The organism is Streptomyces sp. 15-116A (genome assembly GCF_025290915.1).
Lineage (GTDB): Bacteria > Actinomycetota > Actinomycetes > Streptomycetales > Streptomycetaceae > Streptomyces.
The window spans coordinates 1-1,189 of sequence record NZ_JAOCQE010000548.1 but is presented as its reverse complement, the minus strand read 5'-3'; the positions used below and the strand labels follow the sequence as shown (position 1 = coordinate 1,189).

Annotated in this window: 1 protein-coding gene; it reads right to left on the bottom strand. The window is 75.6% G+C overall.

Annotation, left to right across the window (positions count from 1 at the left end):
- A partial coding sequence (locus tag N4P33_RS35390; RefSeq protein WP_260831011.1) for a CDP-glycerol glycerophosphotransferase family protein occupies positions 1 to 1,189 on the bottom strand: 1,189 nt, incomplete at both ends.

Below are 1,189 nucleotides of genomic sequence, written 5' to 3'. Positions count from 1 at the left end.
GCGCCCGGTCGAGCCCGGCTGCGGCCGACGGCACCGGGCGGCGCTCCGACAACGGGACCACCGGCGGCAGTTCGCTCTCGCCGAGCACCACCCGGCGCACCACCCGCTCGGCGGCGCGGCCGTCGTCGTGCGGGCAGAACCGGGCGCGGAACGCCGCCCGCAGCTGCGCCGAGCGCGAGCCGCGCCAGTGGCCCGTGGCGAAGATGTCGATCAGCTCGTCCTCGCTGCGCGCCAGCGCCCCCGGCGGGAACTCGGCCACGTCGAAGTACGTGCCCCGGGCCTCCTCGTACGCCTCCCGGTCGGGGGTGTGCAGCACGATCGGCCGGTCCAGGCCCGCGTAGTCGAACATCAGCGAGGAGTAGTCCGTGACCAGGGCGTCCGAGGCCAGGCACAGCGACTCCACGCTCGGATGGCCGGAGACGTCCACCACCCGGCCCGAGGTGACCGTGAGCGGAGCTTCGTCCAGTGGGTGGGCGCGGGCCAGGATCACGAAGCGCGGGCCCAGGCGGCGGACCACGCGGTCCAGGTCCAGCGGGCGGGGCTGGCTGCGGCGGTGGTCGCGGTGGGTCGGCGCGTACAGGATCGCCACCGCGCCCTCGGGGATGCCCAGCGACTCCCGCAGCCGGGCCACGTCCGCGCCGGTCGCGGTGTGCAGGCGGTCGGTGCGCGGTTGGCCGTACTCCAGCGTGGTGTAGCGGCCGGGGTACACCCGCTCCCAGGTCAGGGTGGAGTGGCGGTTGGCGGAGACGACGTAGTCCCACTGGTCGACGCCGCCGAGGATCCGCGCGAAGTCAGTGCCCCGGGACGCCGCCGGGCGTTCGAGGAGGTCCAGACCCATGTGCTTGAGCGGGGTACCGGCCTCGGTCTGCACCAGGACCTGGCCCTTGCGCTTGCGCAGCCCGGGATCGAAGTGGGTGTTGCTCACCAGGTACGCGGAGCGGGCGAGGGCGGTCCAGTAGGCGGCGGTGCCTGGGACCAGGCGGCGCGGGCCGGGCGGGACGGCGTGCTGGTGCTCGGGCCGGGCGACCCAGGCGGTGCGGATGTGCGGGGCGAGCTCCCGCACCGCGGACTCCAGGGCGCCCGGGTTGCAGCCGTGCCCGCGGCCGTCACCGGCGGTGAACACCGCCCGGTCGGTGCGCAGCGGGAGCAGCCGCTGCACCCGGTAGTGCAGACGCAGGCCGGCGGAGCG